The sequence below is a fragment of the Bradyrhizobium sp. Pa8 genome (assembly GCF_052588265.1).
Map to the genome: position 1 here is coordinate 2,184,906 of NZ_CP176767.1, position 21,733 is coordinate 2,206,638.

Consider the following 21,733-nt stretch of genomic DNA (forward strand, 5'->3'; position numbering starts at 1 on the left):
TCCGGGCTACGATACCTCTTGCGGAGTATCCATGATGCAGGTGCGGCCCGTTGATGCCGGTGAAGTCGATCATCTCGCTCAGTTGTGGCACGATGCCTGGCATGGGTCGCATGCCTCGCTTGCGCCGCCAGAATTGGTCCGCCTCCGCACGCTCTCGAGTTTTCGCGATCGGCTGGCGGTCATGCTTCCCGACATTCGCGTCGTCGGCCCGGCCGGCGCGTCGCTCGGCTTCTGCGCCGTCAGGGCTGACGAATTGTATCAGCTCTTCGTATCGCCGAAGGCGCACGGCGCGGGCGTCGCCGCGGCGCTGATCTCCGACGCAGAGGCCCGCCTTGCCGCGCGCGGCGTGGAACTGGCGTGGCTGGCCTGCGCCGTCGGCAACGCGCGCGCTGCGCGGTTCTATGAGAAGAGCGGTTGGCGCAACGCCGGCACCTTCGTGATGATGACGGAGACCTCGAACGGGCCGTTCCCCGTCGATCAATGGCGCTTCGAGAAGCGGCTGACGCGCTCCATCCGGGCTACGACGCCGTAAATTGCGACAGCGATGGCCGTGCCTCATTCTCCGTCATTGCGAGCGCAGCGAAGCAATCCAGAGTCTTTCCGCGTTGGCAGTCTGGATTGCTTCGCTGCGCTCGCAATGACGGTGCCAACCGGGGCCCGCGGGCCCCGGCTGTCGCAAGGCTAGAACTTGAAGTTGGCGAACGCCCGCACGCCGATGCCGGGCATCAGAACCTCGTCCTTGGTGTAGGACACCGAGTTGCGGATGTTTTCGTTGAGGAGATTGTTGCCGACGATACCGGCCGTCATCTCGCGCGCGCCGAACAGACGCGGATCGAGCTTCGTCTTGTAGCTGACCTCGGCCTTCAGCAAATTGTAGCCCGCCGTTGGCGTCTCCGCGATCACGGCGACGTTGTTCTGCGCGAAGGCGTGCAACAGATTGACGCGCATCAGCCAGTTGTCGTCACGCCAGAACACGCCGCCGCCCAGCCGCACCGGCGGAATGCGCGGCACGTTGGTGCCGTCGGTGAAGGTGGCGCGGACGAAGTCGAGCTGGTTCTCGATGCCCCAGATGCCGCCCTGGAATGCCCCGACATCGAGCTGCGACTGGAATTCGCCGCCGCGGAAATTCGCATTCGCTTGCGAATAGACAGCCTGGTTCAGCTCGGCGCCGGGCGTGCCGCAGGACGCAAAACTGTCGTCGCACATCACGCCGGTCAGGCGGCGAAAGATGAAATTGTCGAAATGCGTGTAGTAGACGGTCGCCTCGAAGCGGAACGGCCCCGTCGCCTTGCGGACGCCGACCTCGACCGACTTCGCGGTCTCGATCTTGAGGTTCGGATTGCCGATGTCGAACGTCGCAGTGGCATCGTGTGCGCCGCGGGAAAACAGCTCGGCCGGCTTCGGCGCGCGCTCGACATATTGCGCGGTGATGCTGCCGACCATGCCGCCCGGCAGGTCCTGCAACAGGCCGATGCTGCCGCTCTTCGGCGTGAAGGACGGATTGCGTGCGATGCCCACCTGCGGCGTGCCGTCGGGTAGATAATCCGGCGGGAAGTTCGGCGTCGTGCCGTGCAGCTCGACATGCTCGATGCGGCCGGCGATCTGGGCCCGCGTCGCGTCCGAGAACTTGAACTCGTTGAAGGCGTAGGCAGCAACGCGGGTGTTGTTATTGGGGTCCCACAAGCCGTTGAACAGCGTGCCGGGATTGTCGGGGCTCGGTGCCGTCAGCTCCTGATGGCCGACCTGGAAGCCGAGCGCCGTCGTCACCTCGGCGAAGCGCGCGTTGAACGGCATCAGCTGCACCTCGGTGCGAATCTCCTGCTCCTTGTTGGTGAAGGTCTGCCGCACGCCGTCGGTGTTCGGATCGGCGGGATCGGCAAGGCCGATCTCGTTGTGCCGATAGTCGGTCGCACCGGCCCAGAAGCGGATGGCGTCGATCGCGGCGGCGTCGGGATGGTACTCGCCCTTGACGTTGATCTTGGTCTGATGACCGTCGATCCGTGTGTTGTGGTCGGCGCCGTCGATGCCGGGGATGTGGTAGAGCGAGTCGTTCTGCGTGATCGATGCGCCGATATAGCCGCCCTGGAAGAAGTAGGAGCCGCCCATCGATGCGCCGTCCGTGCGCGACGCCGAATTGGGCTGGCGCCCGTTTGTGATGGTCCGGGTCTGGTCGGTCAAATAGGGGTAGCTCGGGATGCCGTAATCCGTCGTGTTGCGGCCGTAGACGTCGGCATGGAAGGCGAAGTTGCCGGCGCCGGTGTCGAGCAGCACGCCGCTCTCGACCCCGCGGTCGACCGAGCTGAACGCGGAACGTGTCTCGGCCGTGACGCAGGGCGATGTCCCGGCGGTTGCGAGTGGCGCCTTCACCGGCATGCCATAACTCTGGAACGGCTGGGCACCGCAGGTTGGCAGCGCGTCCGGAATCCGGTTGTTGGTCGCGCTGACGACGCCGCCGATCGAGGTCGATCCATAGCGCAAGGCGGCCGGCCCGCGCACCACTTCGACCTGATTGGTCGCGAGCGTATCGACCGGGACGAAGTGATCCTCGCCGAGATCGGATGCGCCGTTCGAATTGGTGCCGTTCTCCACGATGCCGACGCGGTTGACGTCGAGCCCGCGGATGACCGGCCGACTGGAGGCGCCGGGCGCGAAGCTCGAGCCGGTGATGCCGGGCTTGGAGAACAGCAGATCGCCGAGCTGCCCGCCGCCCTCGCGGCGGATCTCCTCGTTCGGCACCACCGTGACGGTGGCGAACTGGTTGGTCACGATCGGCAGCACACCCTGCTGAGGCGCGGCCGGCGCCGTCGCTGGCGCTGCCGGCGTGGCTTCCGCCGTGCGTTGCTGGCTGCGCGACCGTCCGGTGCGCGCGACATGGACCGGGCTGCGGGTCGGTACCACCCTGCGCACGATCGGGCTCGGCGCCGTCACGGTGACGGAGGGGAGCTCGGTCGATGATTTATCCTGCGCAGGCTGTTGTACCGGCTGTTGTACCGGCTCTTGGGCGAGCGCCGATGTGGCGGCGGCGCCGAGCAGGAGCAGGCTGGCTCCACCCAGACGCTGCACGCGTCGCAATTCAAATGACATGGTCCTGATTCCAGTCAGGCGCCGTCCGCGAGATTTGGTGCTGATCGGAGGCGGCCTGCCGTCGCAGCGCGACGGAATTCGACTTCAACTGCTCCCGTGCGTTCGCCCGAAAGCGGCGAGCCGGGTGTGATCAAGCGCTGTTGGAAGTCAGGACGCGGGAGGGGCGCGGGGCTGAAACGCCGTGCCGGCCGATTTCAGATGGACGAATTCGGCATCGGTGGTGAGGTGAAGCAGCTCGATCGCCTGCGGCAGCAGGAGCACAGGCGGCGTCGCGGATACGACGGTACCCGCCATCGCGACCACGGCGCAGATCGCGCAATTGTCCTCGCCCGGCTGCTCCCGGTCCGGGCCGGCGGGCGATTGCTTCTGGACCGCGGCGCGGTCGATCGAAGCGATGCTCTTGCTGCTGTCGGTCTGCTGGAGCAAGGACTGGGCGAAGGGAGCGGCCTGGGCGAACCAATGGCTGTGGCCGAAGGTCAGCGCGAACTGCACCAGCATCGCGAACAAAGCGAGCCGGGCGCCGTGCCTGATATTCGACCGGAACCACTTCATCTGGAAATGCCACCCCACATCGCGAGGCGCCGATCCCCTCGGCTTCCTGCGATGTTATAATGTAACATCGCAGGAACGGTCAGCTCATGTCAACGGAAGTCGGACGATCCCGCGCGGGTGGCCGCGCGATGTGTCGTTCAGGCAACTAGCGGCCTTCGCGGACCCAGGTGGCGGCAAACGCGCCGAGCAGCAGCAGCAGGCCGATCAGGCCGGCGAAGATCGGCAGCACGCCGACGCCCTTCACGACGCTGGCGTCGCGCATCCGCACGCCCATCCAGCCATCGCCGGCGAAGACGCTCGCCGAACGCACCGGCACGATGCGCGGCAGCTCGACGCTGGTGCCGTCGACCACGCGCACGGCGTTGCCGCCGGTCGCCTGCGTCAGCGGCTTCAGGGTTTCAGTCGTGGAGGTGACTTCCGAGAACTCCTTCGGATTGGTCGGGCCGACATTGATCAGCGCCTTCAGCGTGCCGTCGGTCGCCTGCCACAGGCCGAGCTCACTGGCCGGCAGGGTGGCGCGCCACTCGCCGGGATCGGCAGGGCTGAGCGTCAGGTCCTGCGACACGCCCGACGGCGAGGTCACGCTGACCGGCTGGACGCTGTCCGACATGGTCTGGCGCACCACGACGAGGTCCTTGCCCTGCACCTGGAGGCGCAGCGCCTCTTCATCGAGGTCCGGCTGCTTCATCAGCCAGTGCGACATCCGCCGCAAGAGATCGAGATGCGGACCGCCGCCTTCATAGCCGCGCGCCCACAGCCAGATGTGGTCGGAGAGCAAGAGCGCGACGCGGCCCTCGCCGAAGCGCGACAGGAACAGTAGCGGCTTGCCGTCGACGCCCGTCATCACCGGCGGGTTGACCGCATTGCGGGTGTCGACGGTGCGGAAGAACCGGCTCCAGCGCGGCGGCTCGCTGGCGGAGCCTTCGAGGCCGCGCGTGACCGGGTGGCGTTTGCCGATCTCCGACAGATGCGCATAGAACGGCTTTTCCGTCACGCCGACGGGTTCTGCCGGCAGCACCGAATCCAGCGGCGTGCGCCAGATGCTGGTGTTGGAGGCATAGTCGGGGCCGGCCGAGACCAGCACCGCGCCGCCCGCGCGGACATAGCGCGCGATGTTGTCGAAATAGGCGATCGGCAGCACGCCCTGGCGGGCGTAGCGGTCGAAGATGATCAGCTGGAATTCGTTGATCTTCTGCTGGAACAGCTCGCGGGTCGGAAACGCGATCAGCGACAGCTCGTTGATCGGCGTGCCGTCCTGCTTCTCCGGCGGACGCAGAATGGTGAAGTGCACGAGGTCGACGCTGGCGTCGGACTTCAGCAGGTTGCGCCAGGTGCGCTCGCCGGAATGCGGCTCGCCGGAGACCAGCAGCACGCGCAGCTTGTCGCGCACGCCGTCGATGGCGACGACGGCGCGGTTGTTCACCGGCGTCAGCTCTTTCTCGAGCGGCGAGGCCTCGATCTCGACGATGTTGGGGCCGGCATGCTTGATGTCGACGTCGACGCTTGCGCTCTGACCGCTTCCCAGCGTGCGCTCGCCCAGGACCTCGCCGTCCCTGCGGATCGTGACTTTGGCGCGCTCGCCGGTTACGCCCTGGTCGTCGAGGCGATAGGTGATGGTCTGGGTCTGCCCGACGATGCCGAAGCGCGGCGCCGCCGTGATCGCGATGCGGCGGTCGCGCTCGTCCTTCTGCCCGGTGATCAGCGCGTGCACCGGCGCCTGGAAGCCGAGCCCGGCGGTGTTGGCCGGGATGTCGTGGACCCGGCCGTCGGTGATCAGGAACGCGCCGGCGACGCGGTCGACCGGCACGTCCGACAGCGCGGTGGCCAGCGCCCCGAACAGTTTTGTGCCGTCGGTCTCGCCATCGGCTTGTCCGGCGTCGACGACGCGGACCTCCAGGCCCTTGATCTTCTTCAGGCTGTCGACCAGAGCTTCCTGCGCTTGCGCGGCTTCGCGATTGCGGTTGCCGAAATTCTGGCTCGGGCTCTTGTCGACCACGATGGCGGCGACCGAGGTGAGGGGATCGCGGTCCTCGCGGGTGAAGGAGGGATTGGCGAGCGCCAGCAGGAACAGCGCCAGCGCGGCGACGCGCACGGCGGCGCCGCGCGCACGCGCCACCAGCAGCACGAGCGCAACGACGACGATCGCTGCGAGCGCGAGCCACAGGACGATCGCGGGAACAAGCGGCGTGAACGCTATGCCGTAATTCATGTCGATCCTATTGCCCCAGACGTTCGATCAGGGCCGGTGCGTGCACCTGGTCGGCCTTGTAGTTGCCGGTCAGGGTGTACATCACGATGTTGGCGCCGGCGCGGTAGGCGAATTCGCGCTGGCGGGCGTCGCCGCCGGACATCGGCAGCATGAACTGACCGTCGAGCCGCTGCGCCCAGGCGCCGGCCAGATCGTTCGAGGTGATGATGATGGGCGAGACGCCGTCGCCGCCGCGGGCCGGCCGCTGCGCGCTGTCGTCGTCCTCATCGCGCGGCAACGCCTCGACCCAGGTCTGGCCGGTGCTGAAACGGCCGGGGAAGTCGCGCAGCAGATAAAAAGTCTTGGTCAGCACGTGCTCGCGCGGCACCGGCTCGAGCTCGGGCACGTCGAGCGACGACAGGATCTCGCGCAGCGTCTGCATGCCCGGGGTCTGCGCGGCGCCGTTCTCGCCGGGCGGCGCTTCGATCGCGTCGCGGGTGTCGAACAGCACGGTGCCGCCCTGCTTCATGTAGGCGTCGATCTTGTTGATGGCATCCTGCGGCGGCTTGGGCGCGCCCGGCACGATCGGCCAGTAGATCAGCGGGAAGAAGGCGAGTTCGTCGCGTCCGGGATCGATGCCGACGGGATCGCCGGCCTCCAGCGCGGTGCGCTGCGCCAGGAACTGCGTCAGACCGGACATGCCGGCCTTGACGATGGAATCGACGTCGGCATTGCCGGTGACGACATAGGCGAGGCGGGTTTGCGACACCGCCTTCATGGCGAACTCGTCGGAGGCGCCATCGGCGCGCGACGGCGCGGGCACAAGCGACACCAGGCCCGCAAGCGCCAGCCCGACGACGATCATGGCTGTCGCGGCGCGCCGGCGCAGCAGCGCGGCGATCCCGCCGCCGAGCACCGCGACGATGATGGCGTCGATCAGGAACAGTGCGAGCGCCGTCGACAGCAGCCAGCCGCGCAGGTCGCGCGGCTCGGCATTGGTGTAGGTCGCGTGCCGGGCGCGCAGGCCTGCGGTGTTCAGCGCTGCGATGCGGTCGGAAGCGGCGAGCGTATTCACGGCGAGCGGTCCTTCTGCCGGACCATAGAAGCCGGGCGGATGATCGGGCGTAGCGCGGTCGCGATAATCGGCGGGCAGCGGCTTTGCGGTGGCCGGCGGCGGACCGAACGCGCCGAAGCCGTCGAGGATGTGCAGCGGCGCCACCGTCTCGGTGCTCGCCTCGCCCGCGACCCCGGGTCCGGGCTTGGCTGTGTAGCCGGACATGTCGACGACCCGGCGCAGCATTTCGACGAAGGTGCCCGACATCGGCAGATCAGACCAGCGCATGTCGGCGCTGACGTGGAACAGGCTGACCAGGCCCTTGCCGCGATGCTCGCCGGTGACGAGCGGCGTGCCGTCTTCCAGCGAGGCCCAGCTCTTGGTGGCGAGCACCGCGTCGGGCTCGGCCAGCACCTGGCGGTTCACGGTGACGTCCTTGGGGACGGCGACGCCGGCGAACGGGCCGTCCGCCGCGAAGGCGGCGAGATGCTGCGGCTTCTCCCAGGTCAGGCTGCCGCCGAGCGTGCGGCCGCCCTTGCGCAGCTTGACCGGCACGAGATCGTCCTCGGCCTGCGCCAGCCTTGGACCGGCGAAGCGCACCAGCACGCCGCCCTGGTCGATCCAGGCGTTGAGGCGCTCGCGGATTTCAGGGGCGACGGTGCCGACATCGGCGAGGATGATCATCGGCAGCTTCTGGTCGAGGAATTGGGTGATGCCCTGCTGCGGCGAGCCCCGGTCGGCGAGCCGCACGTCGGCGAACGGCGCCAGCGCACGGGTCAGGTAGAAGGTCGGCGCCAGCAGCGGCTGCGCGGTCTCGCTGGTCGTGCCGGTGACGATGCCGATGGCGCGGCGGCGCCATCGCTTGTCAAGCAGTTGCACCGCGCCGGCCGAGCGCTCGCCTGATATATCGAGCCGCGTGATGTCGTTGCGCAGCTCGACCGGCAGGTCGAACGAGGCTTCGGTTTCCTTGTCCTGCGGGCCGAACGAATAACGCGCTTCGCCGATCGGCGAGGACTTCTGGTCCAGCGCGCGCACGGTGCCGACGGCGATGCCGCTGTCGGTGCGCAGCACCTTCACCGTCATCTTGGCGGCGGCGTTCTCGGCGGCGACGAGCGCCAGCGGGGAGGACGTGCCGCCTTCGAACACCGTCAAGCTGCGATCTCCGATGGTCTTGCCAAGGCCCTGCACGAAGTCCTCGCCGCGGCCGGTATCGACGCCATCCGACAGCCAGGCGATCTCGCAGTCGCCGGTGGCCTTCAGGAAGCGGTCGATGGCGGTCAGGGTTTCAACGCGATCGATCGAGTAGGGTTTTGGCGCGAGCTGGCGCAGTGCGACGCGGGCCGCACCCGCCGGCATCAGGGTGATGTCGCGGTTCGGCTCGGACAGCGGCACCAGCGCGATGGCGCGGCGGTCGTTGTCGGCATTGGCGATCAGCTCGTCGGCGGCCCTGACCCTGACATCCCAGTGCGATGCGGCGCTCCAGCCGTCGTCGAACATGATCATCAGCGGCGCCTTGCTGCCGGCGGCGCCGGTTTGCGGATTCCAGATCGGGCCGGCGGCGGCGAAAATGACGAGGGCCGCAGCCAGGAGCCGCAGCGCGGTCAGCCACCACGGCGTCCGCGAGGGCGTCTCCTCCCTTGGCGCGATGTCGAACAGCAGGCGCGTCGGCGGAAACTCGATGCGGCGCGGCCGCGGCGGCATCACGCGCAGCAGCCACCAGAGCACGGGCAGGCTGACGAGGCCGATCAGGAGCAGCGGTTCGGTGAAGGCGAGCGGCAATCCCATCATGCGGCCGGCCCCACCTTGATCGTCGTGCGGGTGCCCGACTTGCTCACCTGCATGCCGGCATGCAGGAACAGCAAGAGCTCGGCGGCGGAGCGGTCGGTTGCGTGGGTCGTGAACAGCCAGTCTAGCCTGCTGGTCTCGGCGCGGATCTGGTCGCGGTGCAGCGCGAGCCGCGCGGTGTAGTCCTGCGCCCAGCTCTCGGCGCGGCCCGCCGTGATCACGCCGAAGCCCTCGGGCTCGACGAACTCGACGCGGCCGGAATAAGGGAACGACTCCTCGGCGGGATCGACCACCTGCACCATCGTGCCATGCGCGCCGGACCCGGACAGGCCCGCGAGCGTGGATTTGATCTCTGCGATCGGCGACCAGAAATCCGACAGCACGATGATCTCGGCGAGCGCGGAAGGCACGAAGGACGGCGGCAAACTCAGCCGGTCGGCATCGTCATGCAGCATCGCCTGCGCCATCTTGTCGATGACGCTGCGGCTCGCGGTCGGCGCCATCAGTCCGGGAATGCCGACGCGTTCGCCGCCCGAGACCAGCAGTTCGGCCAGCGCGAAGGCGACGATCAGCGTCCGCTCGAGCTTGGATTCGCGCGCCTGCTTTGAAGCGAACGCCATCGAGGGCGAGCGGTCGGGCCAGATCCACACCGTGTGCGAGGCTTCCCATTCAAGCTCGCGCACATACAGATGGTCGTCACGCGCCGAGCGCCGCCAGTCGACGTTCTGCGCCGGCTCGCCGGAGACGAAGCGGCGGTATTGCCAGAAATTTTCGCCGGAACCGGCGCGGCGCCTTCCGTGCAGGCCGTGGATGACGTTGGCGGCGATACGGCGGGCTTCGAGCACCAGGCGCGGCAGCGAAGCGGCGAGCGTACGGCTTTCGCCATCGGCACGTCGGATCGCGATGATCTCCTTCGCTGTGTGCCCGTTGTCTGCGGCCATCAACCGATCCGAGCCTTCAATTGTCTGATCACGTCCGGAATCGTGCGGCCTTCGGCGCGCGCCTGGAACGTCAGCGCCATGCGGTGCTTCAATATGGGCTCGGCGAGGTCGAGCACGTCGTCGATCGAGGGCGCCAGGCGTCCGTCGATCAGCGCGCGTGCGCGCACGGCGAGCATCAAGGATTGGCTGGCGCGCGGGCCAGGACCCCAGGCGATGAACTTGCCGGTCTCGCCGCTCTCCTCGCCCGGACGGGCCGAGCGGACCAGCGACAGGATCGCCTCCACCACGGAATCGCCGACCGGCAGACGGCGGATCAGCCGCTGCGCGGTGATCAGCGCATCTGCGTTCATCGAACCCCTCGCCAGCGTCTCCTCGGCACCCGTGGTCTCGAACAGGATGCGGCGCTCGGCGTCGCGATCGGGATAGTCGACGTCGATCTCCATCAGGAAGCGGTCGAGCTGGGCTTCCGGCAGCGGATAGGTGCCTTCCTGCTCCAGCGGGTTTTGCGTGGCGAGCACGTGGAACGGCTTCGGCAGGTCGTGGCGCGCGCCGGCGACGGTGATGTGCTGCTCCTGCATCGCCTGGAGCAGCGCCGACTGCGTGCGCGGGCTGGCGCGGTTGATCTCGTCAGCCATCAGCAGCTGCGCGAACACCGGACCGGAGATGAAGCGGAAGGAGCGCTTGCCGGCGGTGCTCTCGTCGAGCACTTCGGCACCGAGAATGTCCGACGGCATCAAATCGGGCGTGAACTGGATGCGCTTGGCGTCGAGGCCCAGCGTGACGCCGAGCGTCTCGACCAGCTTGGTCTTGGCGAGGCCGGGCACGCCGATCAGCAGCGCATGGCCGCCGGAGAGGATGGTGACGAGCGTGTTCTCGATCACCCGATCCTGGCCAAAGATGACGGACGCGATTGCGTCTTTCGCCGCGCGAATCTGGCTCGACACCTGCTCGGCCGAACGGACGATTCCGTCTTCCAGTTTCTCGACACTTTCCGCCATCCGTCAGCTCCTTAAAGTCCGCCACGCGGCCCGCTTGCGTCGTCAAGTCATCAAAAGTCGCACATGGGCCCTATGCTAGACTTGCAGGAAGGCCATGTATTCGTTGAATTAACCTATCCCCACCTTATCGGCTTAGGGATATGTAGGGCATCACGAAGTGGCGACCTTCACACCGGGTTAATCCGGAGTGGAACCGCGCACCCGGGTACAACGTAAAACCTGCACCAATCGTGCCAACGGACAAAGTCAGGGCAAACCATGGCGAACCAAGGGCAGAGCGCCGATCGAGGTCTTGAGGGGCTGACTGCCGCCGCCAAAAGTGCCGCCAATGCCGAAGGCGCCACGAAGGGCCTGCCGCCGGTGCATCTGTGGAATCCGCCGTTTTGCGGCAATCTCGACATCCGTATCGCTTCCGACGGTACTTGGTTCTACATGGGTACGCCAATCGGCCGCCCTGCGCTGGTTCGCCTGTTTTCGACGGTCCTGAAGCGCGAAGGCGACAAGCATTTTCTCGTCACGCCTGTGGAGAAGGTCGGCATTCGCGTCGACGACGCGCCGTTCATGGCGGTCGAGATGCAGAAGGACGGCGAGGACAACCATCGCGTGCTCCGCTTCCGCACCAATGTCGACGACTGGGTCACCTGCGATGCCGCGCACCGGCTGCGCTTCGAGCAGGCCAGGGAGGGCGGGCTGACGCCATACCTGCATGTCCGCGCCGATCTCTGGGCCAAGGTCACCCGCGCACTCTACTACGATCTGGTTGACATGGGTGAGGAGCGGATGGTCGATGGCCAGCCGATGTTCGGCGTCGAGTCGGCCGGCGAATTCTTCGCCATGGCCGACGCGGAGCAGGTGAGGGCCGCACTTTGAACAAGCCTATCCTGAAAAACGGTCCGGTCGTGATCGGCGCGGCCGATTTCTTCGCCCGATCCGGGGCGAGGCTCGGCTTCGACGTGCCGCCCGGCCTCTACGATCCGAACATCATCCCCGCCTCGGGCGATCCCGGCACCGACAAGATGCTCGAGATCGTCGCGCGCGAGCAGCCGGTGCGGCCGGCGGCGGTGCTGATCGCCGTGGTCGACCGTCCCGAGCCGACCATCCTGCTGACGCAGCGCTCGGCGCATCTCAACGACCACGCCGGCCAGATCGCTTTCCCCGGCGGCAAGATCGACGCGACCGACGCCTCGCCGCTCGATGCGGCTTTGCGCGAGGCCGAGGAGGAGGTCGGCCTGTCCAGAGACTTCGTCGAGCCGATCGGCTACCTCGATCTCTACGGCACCGCTTTCGGCTTCCGCATCCTGCCGACGGTCGCCAAGGTGCGGCCCGGCTTCGAGCTCGCCATCAACCATTCGGAGGTTGATGATGCCTTCGAGGTGCCGCTATCCTTCCTGATGAACCCGGTGAACCACCAGGTGCACAGCAAGGAATTCCGCGGCATGGAGCGGTTCTACTACGCGATGCCGTTCGCGGAACGCTACATCTGGGGTGCGACGGCAGGAATGCTGCGTGTGCTGTATGAGCGGATCTACTCATCATGATCCGGCCGGTTCTGACCGAGATCGGAATCTTCCTTATCCCCTTTGCCGTCTATGCGTTGTTCCTGGCCGCCACCCGCTCCGGCCTGTTCGCGCGATCGTCCTGGCCGGTCACCGTCGTCGCGCGCCTGGTCCTGGCCGCGCTCGTGCTTGTCATCGCGGGGCTGATCGGCTTCGCGCATTTCTCCGGCGCCGCACCGGATTCGACCTACGTTCCCGCCCATATCGAGAACGGCAGGCTCGTGCCGGGCGTGGAAAAATAGGGGCTGCACCATGAGCGCAGAGCCGTTACTCGCCAATGCGCCCTGGCTAACCTCCGGCGGGACGGCGCGCGTCCTGGCGCTGCTCAACGCCAACGGCGAGGAAGCGCGCGTGGTCGGCGGCGCCGTGCGCAATGCGTTGCTCGGTCTCGTGCCCGGCGACATCGACATCGCGACCACGGCGCGGCCGGACGAGGTGATGCGGCGCGCCAAGGCTGCCGGCATCAAGAACGTGCCGACCGGCATCGACCACGGCACCATCACGCTCGTCATCGACGGCCAGCCCTTTGAGGTCACGACGCTGCGCGAGGACACCGAGACCTTCGGCCGCAAGGCCAAGGTCGCGTTCGGCCGCGACTGGGTGAAGGACGCCGAGCGCCGCGACTTCACCATGAACGGATTGTCGGCCGATGCGATGGGCGTCGTCTACGACTATGTCGGCGGGATCGCGGATGCGGCCGCGCGGCGCGTGCGCTTCATCGGCGATCCCGACCAGCGCATCGCCGAGGACTATTTGCGCATCCTGCGCTTCTTCCGCATCCACGCCGCCTTCGGCGCCGGCGAGCCCGACCGCGACGGCTATCTCGCCTGCATCCGCGGCCGCGCGGGTCTTGCGAGCCTGTCTGCCGAGCGGGTGCGCATGGAGATGCTGAAGCTGCTGGTCGCTCACGGTGCCTCCGACGCCGCGGTCGCGATGGCGGATGGTGGGTTGCTGCAAGCGCTGAGCGGAGGCGTCGTCTATACCGGGCCGCTGTCGGCAATGATCGCGATCGAGGGCGAACTTGGCTTGCCGGCAAGCAGCACGCGGCGGCTCGCCGCGCTGACGGTCGCCGTGACCGAAGATGCCAAGCGCGTCGCGACGCGCTTGCGGCTCTCCAATGTAGAAAGCAAGGCGCTGGATTCGATGGGGCACCGCTGGTGGCGCTTCGCCACCAAGGACGAGGCCAATGCGCGGCGGTTGCTCTACCGGCTCGGCGCGGAGCGCTATCACGATCGCGTGTTGCTCGGCTGGGCGCGGGCCGGCGGCGACGTCGGATCGTCGCACTGGCGTGCGCTCGCCGAGCTGCCGCAGCGCTGGACTGCGCCGAAATTTCCGCTTCGCGCCGCCGACTTCATCGCCCGCGGCATGTCCGAAGGACCCGCGCTCGGGCATGTGCTGACGCTTGCCGAGGACGCTTGGCTTGCGGCGGATTTTCCCCTAGAGGAAGCCGCGCTCGCTTCCATCGCCGATCAAGCAGCGGCACGCGTCAGCCGCGATGAGAGAACGTGACGATCGTCTCAGGCTTCGCCGACATCTCGATCCTTCAGCTCCTGCTGGTCGCGTTGATGGCGTTGTTTGCTTCGATCATCGGTGGTCTCGCCGGCTACGGCACCGGCGCCCTGATGCCTCTGGTGCTGGTGCCGCTGGTCGGCGCCGAGCCCGTGGTGCCGATCATCGCGATCTCCGCGATCTTCACCAATTCGAGCCGCGCGCTCGCCTATCTGCGCTATGCCGATCGCCGCCGCGCGCTGATCGTGCTGGCCTGCGCGGCGCTGACGACCGCGCTCGGTGCCTACGGCTACACACGGCTGACCAATGCGGGCGCAGCGCTGGTGATCGGCTCCATGCTGATCCTGAGCGTGCCGCTGCGCCGCGTGTTGCGGCGGCGCCAGGTCAAGATCGGCGACACCGGTCTTGCCGCCGGCTCCGTCGGCTACGGCGTGCTGGTCGGCGGCACCTCCGGCTCGGGCGTGATCCTGCTCTCGCTCTTGATGGCCGCGGGCCTCGAAGGCGCCGCCGTGATCGCGACCGATGCGATGATCTCGCTCGGCACCGGTCTCATCAAGATCTCGGTGTTCGGCCTTGCCGGCGCGGTGAATGCGCAGGTGCTCGCCTTCGCTCTTCTGATCGGCGCGATTGCGATCCCCGGCGCGTTCCTCGCAAAAGCCTTCGTCGAGCGGATGCCGGTGCACATCCACACCGCGATCCTCGACGTTGCCGTGATCACGGGCGGGCTGGTGATGATCTCGGCCGCGGCAAGGCAGCTGATCGCGTAGCGACAGACGTCGGCGAAATAGAAAAAGGTCAGCCAGTTATTCGAGGCCGCTCTTGAGATCAAATGAACTTGCAGCCGAATGGGGAAAGATGATCCAACGGTCAAAGCGGCGCTTTTGACCCTTGAAGCATGATCCGGAAAAGTGTGACGCGGTTTTCCCTCGCGACAAACGCGGAACGCGTTTGCGCGGAGATCATGCTCAAACGACAACCTAACGCGCGGTGACGATTCATCCTGATCTCATCGCGCTCTAGCCGCCTCTTACCTCTCCGGGAAGAGCAGAGACAATTCGGCTCGCAACTGCCAATTTGGCGTGCCGGTTGGACGAACGACGTTGTAATAGCCGGATATATATGCACTCACGGGCTGGTCGCCGAGCTTGAAGATTCGACCAATGCCGCCGCCGATCGGTACGGTCCACTGCTGGCCCGGTGCTGCCAGCCAGTTCGAGGTGATCACTGGCGAACTTGTCAGGAACCATCCGTGCGCCATGTTGTAGTTGACAAATGGCTGCGCGAGAAACTGGTTCACGCTCTGCCGCAACGGGTCCCCACCAACTGACCACTGATTGTTCACCAATACGCCAATCACCCAATGTCCCGGCGTTGTCAAAAAGACGGCCGTGGGACCGAACAGCACTTTTCCCTGTCCAAGAATCGGATCGGTCGCGGACGGAACCGTAAAGACGGGACCGAGGCCCCAGATCAGAGCGCCTGGGTGGGTGGGGGTGAAAAAGAACTGCTGAGTAATGTCGCCAATTCCATTCGTGCTGTTGTTAAAAAATGGACTGGGTTGACTGATCACGGGCATGATGGTGCGCGAGATCACATTCCAGTCCGCGTTGATGCGCAGCGGTATGACTGGCTGAATGTTGAGTACTTCCTGGGTCCGGTTGAACGGCCCAGCGTTGAAATTCGTATTGCTTTGGAACGGGACGCTGACGAGATCGGCGATAGGGTTCTGCGATTTTTTGGCGAGGTCTTCGTCTTCGGAGGGATCATGCCCGGTTCTTGTCGGCGCGACCGCGTCGGGAAGACCGCGCTCGAATTTGTAGTTCGCACCGAACTTGACCATTTGAAGGTCGCGGTTCAGCGGGATTTGCGGCACGGTGGGCGAAGTCCAGCTTCCCAGCCCAATGTAATCGTATTCGAGTTTGAGCGTCCAATTCGATTTGAAGCCGTACTCGATACCCACGCCAGCTAGCCAGCCGGAGCTGGTGTTGGATCCCTGCCAAATGACGCCGGGAAAGTTCAACGAGGCATTGCTTTGCACCCAGCCACCGCCAAACTTGCCGTAGACAAGCCAACGATCCTCCACGAGGCCGACGCGGCCTGCAATCGTTCCAATCCAGTTCTGCCTCACGGTGCCGAGCGTAGGTGTCGGAAGCGCGGGATGACCGAAAGTCGCCCCGTCAAAATCACCTTCCACGCCGAACAAGAAATGGCCCGCCTGGAAATTATAACCTGCCTGAACACCACCGATGAATTCGGTGGTGCCGCCATACAAATTGTTGCCTGGAATGTTCAGGCTGCCGTTGGTCCAAGCCCCACCGAGATTTACGCCAAGATAAAATCCTGACCAATTGTACGCCGGTGATGGAAGTGGCGGAGCCTTCACCGGCATATCCGCAGCACGCGCGGTGACACTCACACAGACTGCAAGCAGCGCAACGCTTCCAAGGAACGGCTTCATGACGCCCCCCAAAATAGGGTAACGATACTGCCAGTTTTTCCCGTCTCTGCCCCACTTAACTACAAAGCGTTTCCTTTCCTTGTCTCTCACCGGCCACACTTGCGGAAAATCGTATGGGGCGAGACCGCGTCCAAAACAGATGCAGCGGAAATCACGTCGTCGCGAAATTAGTCCCTCATCAAAGGGGTCATGGGAGGCCAAATGACGCAACAATTTTCGCTATTCGTAGGCACGTTCACAACCTTGCTGGCGATTATCAATCCTTTTGAGGTTCTACCTGTGTACCTCATGATGCTGTCCGGGAAGGACGACGCGGCGCACCGATCGGTTGCCCGGAGATCCTGCCTCTACGCGCTGCTCCTTTGCTTTTTCTTCCTGGTCTTTGGCGCGTTGCTGCTGCGGTTGTTTGACGTGCCCTGAGCATGGTCCGTATTGTCGGAGGATTGATCATCATGAAGATCGGGTTTGAGCTTTTCTCTCCATCTTCATCCGGTGGGATCGCGAGACCTGCTGCGGAAGCGAACGGGACCGACGGCGCCTTTGTGCCACTGGCGATGCCGCTAATGTTCGGACCTGGCGCGATCGCCACCATCCTCGGAATGACGGCCACGTTCAAAAAGTCCTCAAATGAGCTTGCCTCCTTCATGGCTATAGCCGCTGCGATCGTCGCCACAATGCTGATCACCTTCCTATGTCTTGCCTATGCAGCGAAGCTGACGCGGGCTTTGGGCCGCCTTGGAATCGACGCGGCGACGCGAATTGTTGGCTTCTTTGTCGCAGCCATGGGCGTCGGGCTGGCGTTTGATGGGGTCATCGAGGCCTTAGTGAGCCACGGCATGTCGTCGCTGCACTAGCCCGACGACGGGCGCAACCAGCTCCGCGCGCTTGGCGCAGCCTCGTTCTAACCTCCCGTCAGTTGAACAGAGAGATCGCCTTCGGGAGATGTCTCCTGGGCCCATCAGTGAAGTGGCGATACCACTCAACGAGGTCAGATTAGCGGGGCGTAGCGGACGAGATTTGCTCACGCTTAGTTCTTCGCCTTTTGACCCACAGCAGGCCCGGTTGATCTGAAGAAAGCAATAGGCGGCTCGAAAGAATCCGAAGTCGCCTATGCTTGCCGAGCCCACGGAGAGCGACTTCGATGGGCGCAGCGTCGCAGACTATCGATGTTTGACGCGACGGTTATATTTCCCCCTAGGGGCGGCGCGTTTCTGGCAAAAGCCTTCGTCGAGCGGATGCCGGTCCATATCCACACCGCCATTCTCGACGTCGCCGTGATCACCGGCGGGCTGGTGATGATCTCGGCGGCTGCGAAGCAGTTCTTCGCGTAGGCGACGCCGGCCCAATCGGCGTCGCGCGCGAGGAGCCGCTTTATTGCTCGTTCGCCCGCAGCTAGTCTCGACTCATCGGTTCAGGCGACATCCACCTTGCTCCCGCTCCGAGGGGGACATCGGTGCGTTCGCTTATTTCGGAAAGGCGACAGCATGCGTGCCGTGATCGTCGGTGCTGGAATGGGCGGGTTGATGACGGCGTTGGCGCTGCGGCAGTCCGGCGTCTTTGCATCGGTCGATATCTACGAGCAGACGAAAGTGCCCAGCACCGCAGGCGCCGGGTTGAACATTCCGCCCAACGGGGCGCGGATATGCCGTTGGCTGGGTGTCGATCTCGATGGCGGGGATCCCAAGGGCCCTGATGGAATGATCGACGGTGGCCGGGCGGCAATTTTGGAATCGACACGGCAGTTCAATGCGGATGGAAGCGTGACCAAGCGGCCGTTCGATCATGTCACCGCCGCAGGCGACGGCGCCGGGTTTCACCACATGCACAGGCTGGACCTGTTGATGTGCCTGTACAAGCGGGTGTTCGAGTTCGGTCCCGACAACGGGGTGCCGTGCCCGATTACCGTGCACATGGACTGCAGGCTGACACAGCTGCATCAGACCGCCGGCGAGGTGACGGCGACCTTTTCGAACGGTCGAACTGCCACCGGAGAGGTTCTCGTGGGTGCCGACGGGATCAACTCCGCCACGTTGCAGCTGGCTTGGCCGAACCCGCGTCCCAGGCGCTGGACCGAGGTGACTTGCTTTCGTGGACTCATTCCGCGGACGGCGGTCGCCGCACTCCGCAGGGCCGACGGCAGCCCGCTGGACCACAATCCCGTCGATTCCTTCAGCATGGACCGCCATCGGAACGACAGGAGCGGGGCGACGACGTATTGGGTGCGCGGCGGCGAGTTGTTGAACGTGTGGATCGCCCGCTATGAGCCCGACTCTGCCGCGTTTGAGCAGGAAGAAGGCGACTGGTTTCCCGTCACGCAGGACGAGATCCTTCGCGAGGTGGGCGAGGCGTTCAAGGGGAGCGCCAGTCGGGACGACCTGCTCGCTCTCGCGGGAGCGATCGTTCGTCCCACGAAGTGGGGCCTCTACGATCGTGACGCGCTCCAAACCTGGGTGCAAGGCCGTATCTGTCTGCTCGGGGACGCGGCGCACCCGATGCTTCCCACGTTTGGCCAGGGTGCCGCGCAGTCTTTCGAGGACGCCGCCGCGCTCGCCTGCGCCTTCGCCCTGCACAAGCGCGATGTGGCGACAGCGATGCTGCATTACGAACGCGTGCGGCATTACCGCGCCACCCGCTTCCAACTTGGCTCCAAATTCGCCTTCGATCACTTGCGGGCCAAGGACACCGCTGAGCAGAAGGCGCTGCTCGAGACGCTCGACGAGCGGGTGAGCCCGGCCTTTGCCCACGACAAGCGTGGCGGCGATGACGATTCCTGGATCTACGCGTACGACGCCCGTAATATCGGCACTGAGCTGCCTTCCAGGAGATTGGGGCCGTGGGACTTCCGCCGGGCCGCCAAGGCCAGCTACGCCGCGATCACCAGCAAGCTCTGGACGCCGGATGCTCCCGCCAGGGCTACACGCCCCGTCACACGCGAAGAGGTCGCCCTGCACAACACGCGGGACGACTGCTGGGTCATCATTTCAGGGAAAGTCTACGACATCACCGAGTGGGCACCTCATCACCCCGGTGGCGCTGGAATCGCCCGAATGTACGCTGGCAAGGAAGCCACTGCCGAATTCGGTGACTACCACAGTGCCGAGGCTGTCGCGCACATGGCTCATTTCTGCATCGGTGACCTCGTCGAGGCTCCAGCCACCTTTCCGTGACGTGCTGACTGAGCGGCATGTACAGCGCCGATAAGGGCGCCTTTGTTTGGCGCAGGAGACGCTTTCTTACAACTGCAATCGGGCATGTCAGGACTGAAATGCTTCAGTAGCACCGTCGAGGCAGGTTTGAGACTTCATATCAACGGAAGCGGGCGCAGGCATGCGCACGCATCGTGGTCTCGACGTGCACGGAGGAAGGTGAGGCATGGGACGATCCAACGCAGAGTACCAATGGCCTGAAGAAAAGTCGACCGACCGGTCCGGGATTCAGATTGCCTTCCGTGAGATCAGTGTCGTTCTTGTCCTCATTCTTGCTCTCCCGGGTCTTTCCCTCCCTTCCAGTGCATGGGCGCAGACCGGGACCGACGCGAAGCCGGACCGCATCAAGGCGAACATCTCGAGAGTCGACAGCGACTTCATTGAAGCCAATACGAAGACATCCAGGGATTGGCCGACCGTCGGCCTCGACTACGCCGAAACGCGGTTCAGCAAGCTCAATCAGATCAACACTGACAACGTCAGGGATCTCGGGCTCGTCTGGAGTTACAACCTTGAATCATCGCGCGGCATCGAAGCAACGCCCCTCGTCGTCGACGGCATCATGTATCAGTCGGCCCCCTGGAATGTGGTCCATGCCATTGACGCGCGGACCGGGACAAAAATCTGGTCATTCGATCCGGGTGTTGACCGGTCAAAGACCTATCGCGGGTGCTGCGACGCTGTCAGCCGTGGCCTCGCACTCTACAAGGGCAAGGTCTTCGAAGCCGCCTATGATGGACGCCTGATCGCGCTCGATGCCGCGACCGGAACCAAGCTCTGGGAAACGGACACGCTGGTCGATCACGAGCATTCCTACACGATCACCGGCGCGCCCCGCGTCTTCAACGGCAAGGTCGTGATCGGCCAGAGCGGTGCCGAGTATGGTGTACGCGGCTATGTCACGGCGTACGACAGCGAGACGGGCAAGCAACTCTGGCGCTGGTTCACCGTGCCCGGAGATCCGTCGAAGCCGTTTGAGGACGCTTCGATGGAAGCGGCTGCGAAGACCTGGGATCCCTCAGGCAAATATTGGATCAACGGCGGCGGTGGCGCGCCATGGGACTCGATCACGTTCGATCCTGATCTGAACATGGTTTATGTCGGCACGGGAAACGGCGGTCCCTGGAATCGCAAGCTTCGCAGTCCGTCGGGTGGCGACAATCTTTATCTGGCCTCTATCGTCGCGCTCAACGCCGACACGGGCCGGTACATCTGGCACTATCAGGAAACGCCCGGCGACAATTGGGACTATACATCGACCCAGCCGATGATCCTGGCCGACATCAAGATCGACGGCGCACCGCGCAAGGTGATCCTGCACGCGCCGAAAAACGGTTTCTTCTTCGTCATCGATCGCACCAACGGCAAGTTCATCTCGGCGAAGAACTTCGTCGATGTGAATTGGGCGACGGGATACGATGCCAACGGACGGCCTATTGAGCTGCCGGCTGCGCGCGACGCGGATCAATACGAGTCCATTCCGGGACCGGACGGAGCTCACAACTGGCAGCCGATGTCGTTCAATCCGCTGACCGGCCTCGTCTATCTTCCGGCGCAGCATATTCCGGTCAATCTGACGCCGGAAAAGTCATTCGTGCAGAATGGCGCTGCGCCGGGCAAGCTCGGCGGCTTAATGGGCGGGAATATCGGTTTCGTTTTCAACCCTCCGAAGTCGGCCCCATTCGGACGTCTGCTCGCGTGGGATCCGGTGCATCAAAAGGAAGTCTGGCGCGTAGAGCACGTGTCGCCGTGGAACGGCGGTACGCTGACCACCGCCGGCAATCTGGTTTTCCAGGGGACGGCGGATGGCCGCTTCGTCGCTTATGATGCTGCAAAAGGCACCAAGCTGTGGGAGATGCCGACCGGAATTGGTGCGGTGGCGGCTGCCGCAACCTACATGGTCGACGACAAGCAATACATCTCGATTGCGGTCGGCTGGGGCGGCTCTTACGGCCTTGCTCATCGCGCGACCGACTATCAGAATCCGGGAACGATCTATACATTCGCGCTCGGCGGCACGGCGAAGCTGCCGGAGTTCGTCAAGTATCAGACCGATGGCCTGCTGCAGGGCGTGAAGTACGATCCGAAGGATGTCAGGGAAGGCAGGGACATCTATGTCACGGCGGCCTGCATAGCCTGCCACGGCGTGCCTGGCGTCGGCCGCGGCGGCAACATCATAAATCTCGGCTATGTCGGCGCCGAAGAGATTACCAATCTGAGGCATATCCTCTTCCACGGTCCGTTCCGCGATCAGGGCATGCCGGATTTCAGCGGCAAGTTGACGGAAGGGGACGTCGGGAAACTCCAGGCCTTCATACAGGGAACGGTTGACGCCATCAGACCGAAGAGCAGGTGATAGCCAGCAGGCGCTGCGGCAGCGAGCGGCCCGTTTGACCGTGGTC

General features: G+C 64.9%; 17 protein-coding genes and 1 pseudogene. 11 read left to right on the top strand and 7 right to left on the bottom strand.

What is annotated here, in order from left to right:
• Positions 1-34: 34 nt before the first annotated feature.
• A complete protein-coding gene (locus ACKWRH_RS09945; protein ID WP_445222365.1) occupies positions 35-532 on the top strand; it encodes a GNAT family N-acetyltransferase in 498 nt (165 codons plus the stop codon).
• A 149-nt stretch (positions 533-681) separates the two neighbouring features.
• On the opposite strand, the gene ACKWRH_RS09950 is transcribed toward ACKWRH_RS09945, so the two are convergent.
• The 6 genes from ACKWRH_RS09950 to ACKWRH_RS09975 all read right to left on the bottom strand — a co-directional run bounded on the left by ACKWRH_RS09950 (position 682) and on the right by ACKWRH_RS09975 (position 10,602).
• Complete coding sequence (locus ACKWRH_RS09950) at positions 682-3,084, bottom strand: TonB-dependent receptor (RefSeq protein WP_445220362.1); 2,403 nt, start codon at positions 3,082-3,084, stop codon at positions 682-684.
• 147 nt (positions 3,085-3,231) lie between these two features.
• Positions 3,232-3,636 (bottom strand): DUF2946 family protein, encoded by a 405-nt coding sequence (locus ACKWRH_RS09955; protein ID WP_445220363.1) that lies wholly within the window; start codon positions 3,634-3,636, stop codon positions 3,232-3,234.
• A 145-nt stretch (positions 3,637-3,781) separates the two neighbouring features.
• A complete protein-coding gene (locus tag ACKWRH_RS09960) occupies positions 3,782-5,845 on the bottom strand; it encodes a hypothetical protein (protein WP_445220364.1) in 2,064 nt (687 codons plus the stop codon).
• A 7-nt stretch (positions 5,846-5,852) separates the two neighbouring features.
• Positions 5,853-8,666 (bottom strand): DUF4159 domain-containing protein, encoded by a 2,814-nt coding sequence (locus ACKWRH_RS09965; RefSeq protein WP_445220365.1) that lies wholly within the window; start codon positions 8,664-8,666, stop codon positions 5,853-5,855.
• Positions 8,663-9,604, bottom strand: a complete 942-nt coding sequence (locus tag ACKWRH_RS09970) for a DUF58 domain-containing protein (protein WP_445220366.1) — start codon at positions 9,602-9,604, stop codon at positions 8,663-8,665. The genes ACKWRH_RS09965 and ACKWRH_RS09970 overlap by 4 nt, the downstream gene beginning before the upstream one ends.
• The gene (locus tag ACKWRH_RS09975) at positions 9,604-10,602 is read right to left on the bottom strand and encodes an AAA family ATPase (RefSeq protein WP_445220367.1); all 999 of its coding nucleotides are present in this window, start codon (positions 10,600-10,602) and stop codon (positions 9,604-9,606) included. The genes ACKWRH_RS09970 and ACKWRH_RS09975 overlap by 1 nt, the downstream gene beginning before the upstream one ends.
• Positions 10,603-10,860: 258 nt before the next feature.
• Between ACKWRH_RS09975 and ACKWRH_RS09980 the strand changes: the two genes are divergently transcribed.
• From ACKWRH_RS09980 to ACKWRH_RS10000, 5 genes are read left to right on the top strand one after another with little or no spacing between them, the layout of a single operon-like run.
• Positions 10,861-11,472: a DUF1285 domain-containing protein gene (locus ACKWRH_RS09980; RefSeq protein ID WP_445220368.1), complete on the top strand. Its 612-nt coding sequence runs from the start codon at positions 10,861-10,863 to the stop codon at positions 11,470-11,472.
• Complete coding sequence (locus ACKWRH_RS09985; protein ID WP_445220369.1) at positions 11,469-12,140, top strand: CoA pyrophosphatase; 672 nt, start codon at positions 11,469-11,471, stop codon at positions 12,138-12,140. The genes ACKWRH_RS09980 and ACKWRH_RS09985 overlap by 4 nt, the downstream gene beginning before the upstream one ends.
• Complete coding sequence (locus ACKWRH_RS09990; protein ID WP_014497409.1) at positions 12,137-12,400, top strand: DUF6111 family protein; 264 nt, start codon at positions 12,137-12,139, stop codon at positions 12,398-12,400. The genes ACKWRH_RS09985 and ACKWRH_RS09990 overlap by 4 nt, the downstream gene beginning before the upstream one ends.
• A gap of 10 nt (positions 12,401-12,410) precedes the next feature.
• The gene (locus tag ACKWRH_RS09995; RefSeq protein ID WP_445220370.1) at positions 12,411-13,667 is read left to right on the top strand and encodes a CCA tRNA nucleotidyltransferase; all 1,257 of its coding nucleotides are present in this window, start codon (positions 12,411-12,413) and stop codon (positions 13,665-13,667) included.
• Positions 13,664-14,434, top strand: a complete 771-nt coding sequence (locus ACKWRH_RS10000; protein ID WP_445220371.1) for a sulfite exporter TauE/SafE family protein — start codon at positions 13,664-13,666, stop codon at positions 14,432-14,434. The genes ACKWRH_RS09995 and ACKWRH_RS10000 overlap by 4 nt, the downstream gene beginning before the upstream one ends.
• A gap of 260 nt (positions 14,435-14,694) precedes the next feature.
• On the opposite strand, the gene ACKWRH_RS10005 is transcribed toward ACKWRH_RS10000, so the two are convergent.
• Positions 14,695-16,125, bottom strand: coding sequence for an outer membrane protein (locus ACKWRH_RS10005; RefSeq protein WP_445220372.1), 1,431 nt, complete (start codon positions 16,123-16,125; stop codon positions 14,695-14,697).
• A 201-nt stretch (positions 16,126-16,326) separates the two neighbouring features.
• Between ACKWRH_RS10005 and ACKWRH_RS10010 the strand changes: the two genes are divergently transcribed.
• The 5 genes and pseudogenes from ACKWRH_RS10010 to ACKWRH_RS10030 all read left to right on the top strand — a co-directional run bounded on the left by ACKWRH_RS10010 (position 16,327) and on the right by ACKWRH_RS10030 (position 21,687).
• Positions 16,327-16,545 carry a MarC family protein gene (locus ACKWRH_RS10010; protein WP_445220373.1) on the top strand — a complete coding sequence of 73 codons (219 nt, stop codon included), beginning with the start codon at positions 16,327-16,329 and terminating at the stop codon, positions 16,543-16,545.
• A 2-nt stretch (positions 16,546-16,547) separates the two neighbouring features.
• Positions 16,548-16,979, top strand: coding sequence for a MarC family protein (locus ACKWRH_RS10015; protein ID WP_445220374.1), 432 nt, complete (start codon positions 16,548-16,550; stop codon positions 16,977-16,979).
• 348 nt (positions 16,980-17,327) lie between these two features.
• Positions 17,328-17,456, top strand: a pseudogene (locus tag ACKWRH_RS10020) (sulfite exporter TauE/SafE family protein); the annotation flags it as partial.
• Between the two features lie 153 nt (positions 17,457-17,609).
• Positions 17,610-19,292 carry a cytochrome b5 domain-containing protein gene (locus ACKWRH_RS10025; RefSeq protein WP_445220375.1) on the top strand — a complete coding sequence of 561 codons (1,683 nt, stop codon included), beginning with the start codon at positions 17,610-17,612 and terminating at the stop codon, positions 19,290-19,292.
• A 205-nt stretch (positions 19,293-19,497) separates the two neighbouring features.
• A complete protein-coding gene (locus tag ACKWRH_RS10030) occupies positions 19,498-21,687 on the top strand; it encodes a PQQ-dependent dehydrogenase, methanol/ethanol family (protein WP_445220376.1) in 2,190 nt (729 codons plus the stop codon).
• Positions 21,688-21,733: the final 46 nt, after the last annotated feature.